Source organism: Photobacterium lucens (assembly GCF_009873615.1).
In the GTDB taxonomy this organism is placed as follows: domain Bacteria; phylum Pseudomonadota; class Gammaproteobacteria; order Enterobacterales; family Vibrionaceae; genus Photobacterium; species Photobacterium lucens.
Window position 1 is genome coordinate 1 of the sequence record NZ_SSMG01000393.1, and the last position, 1,152, is coordinate 1,152.

Genomic DNA, 1,152 nt, shown 5'->3' on the forward strand with positions numbered 1-1,152 from the left:
ATTTCTTACTTTCTACATCTCAAATAAACACTTTGAAACAAAATAATGCAATCAAGCTCATGATCTTTATGAATTAAATTGATTATGATTGTAGGGTTCAGAGGCATTGTTTTGCGTAAAAGTGAGAATGCTTACTAATAAGCTTATGCCTATAGGAAAAAAATGCAGTCAATCTATGAGTTAATACAAGAAAATCCCGAATATTATGCATGGGTATTCGCTCTAATAAACATTCTATGGGGATTGTTTGTATATTTTAACAAGCAAAGACACGATAGAAACTTAAAGCAATTAGAACAGGATCTCCGTTATCGAGCGGATAGACGCTTAAAAATATTTGATTTAAAGGCGAGTGAATATGCTAAGTATGTTGCGGACTTAGATAGTTTCGGAAAGAAAAACCAGATAGAAATGCCTAAGCGTATGCAACCAATCTTTGATGAGTACCTTCAAAACTATCTCATAGCTACTCAATCAGGAGACAAAGAGCAAGAAAGACAGGTTGTTGGTTGGTTAAGCTCTCAAGTGTCAGTTTTGATGCAAGAGGGAGTGCAGGACGTATTGAAGCTAAAAAGAGAGTCGAATCGTTTAAAGCTAATCGCAACAGATGAAATGCTCCAAACTTTCGAAATTTTGGAAAGTCTCACTCAAGAATCTATGGACTGCGCAAACACATATATGGCAAATTTTACTGATATAGTTTTATTGCAACAACATGAAAAAACTGCATTATTTCAAAAACATTCAGGTGATTTAGCTTCAAAAATAGAAGAACAGTCAAATGAGTTATTGATGCAAATGAGGCGAGAGCTCAGTGATATATAGGCATAACTGTAGTGGTACATTATCAATTATAGCAGCGTTAAGTTTCTTCGAGGTATCATGCTTTTATATAAATACCGTGCAATAGATGATCTTTGGTTATCACTAGATATTATTTTAAATATGCGAGTATGGTGCTCTAGGTGGGATTCTTTGAATGATCCTTTAGAAGGGCGTTACTACTCTCGTTTTGGCAATGGATTTGATGAAAAAGTAAATATTAGAAGAAACGAATGGCGAATTTGTGCATTATCAAGCGCACTAGATAATTTCTTACTGTGGTCACATTACGCTTCTGGACACAAAGGTATTGCTATTGAATTAGAAATC

General features: G+C 34.5%; 1 protein-coding gene and 1 pseudogene. Both read left to right on the forward strand.

Annotated features, from left to right (window positions below):
- Positions 1-162: 162 nt before the first annotated feature.
- Complete coding sequence (locus E5A76_RS16275) at positions 163-825, forward strand: hypothetical protein (RefSeq protein WP_060987988.1); 663 nt, start codon at positions 163-165, stop codon at positions 823-825.
- Positions 826-882: 57 nt separating this feature from the next.
- Positions 883-1,152, forward strand: a pseudogene (locus E5A76_RS16280) (DUF2971 domain-containing protein); the annotation flags it as partial.

Excerpts from the sequence above, each read along its gene's own strand:
- E5A76_RS16275 (WP_060987988.1), top strand. The coding sequence starts at position 163 with ATGCAGTCAATCTATGAGTTAATACAAGAAAATCCCGAATATTATGCA.